This is a genomic window from Bradyrhizobium sp. P2_E8, assembly GCF_056403875.1.
In genome coordinates this window covers 1-721 of record NZ_JBFUES010001790.1, presented here as the reverse complement: position 1 = coordinate 721, position 721 = coordinate 1, and the positions used below count along the sequence as shown (strand labels likewise).

Sequence of the window (721 nt, the reverse complement as noted above, 5' to 3'; positions counted from 1 at the left end):
GGCTTACCGCTGCCGCTTCCGCGGAAACAGGCGGTCGCGGATATAGCGCGAGGTCGGGGTCAGGCGGATGCCGCGCGGCTTCTGCCAGGCGGCGCGGTCGATCTCCTTCTTGTCGCCGATCGCGAGCCTGCCCTTGGCGCCTTTGGCGATGAAGATCGCATCGCTCATCTTGCGGCCGGAGCGCTTGTTCCTGGCCTTCACTTCCTTCCAGAGGCTGATCCTGCCGAGCTTCAGCTCGGGCAGCTCCTCCTTGATCTCCCGCCGCAGGCAGTCCTTCTCGGACTCGCGCGCGCGTTTGCGGCCGCCCGGGAACATCCACAGGCCGTCCGACCGGCGTCTGACCAACAATACCTTGCCGCGCTTGGCGGCGACCAGCTTGGAAGACTTCGCCATTACTGCCGCAATCGAAAATAGAATCGTCCTGATCGTAACTTGTCTAGTCGGATAGACAAGTTCGGGACGTGCCTTGATCACAGGCCACGGGCCGTCGGGCCAGCTGCGATACGGCGGGCAGATCGCGCCGTTCGAGGGCGCGAGATCAACCTTTGCTCGCCCTCGCGCCCGCCTCCGCGCGATCCTCCGTCCTGATCCAGGCCATCATCATCTCCCAGGCCACGGACAGGATGATCGGCCCGATGAACAGGCCGACGATGCCATGGGCGAGCGTGCCGCCGATCACGCCGACGAAGATCACGATGGTCGGCGTGGTCAGGCCACGTCC

Annotated in this window: 1 protein-coding gene and 1 pseudogene; both read right to left on the bottom strand. The window is 65.0% G+C overall.

Going from position 1 to position 721, the window contains the following annotated elements; genetic code table 11:
* Positions 1-3: 3 nt before the first annotated feature.
* Positions 4-393: an NUDIX hydrolase gene (locus AC1D00_RS43935; protein WP_027542915.1), complete on the bottom strand. Its 390-nt coding sequence runs from the start codon at positions 391-393 to the stop codon at positions 4-6.
* A gap of 145 nt (positions 394-538) precedes the next feature.
* Positions 539-721, bottom strand: a pseudogene (locus AC1D00_RS43930) (AI-2E family transporter); the annotation flags it as partial.

Bases quoted from the DNA above. Each gene is read 5' to 3' on its own strand.
- AC1D00_RS43935 (WP_027542915.1), bottom strand. From the start codon at position 393: ATGGCGAAGTCTTCCAAGCTGGTCGCCGCCAAGCGCGGCAAGGTATTG.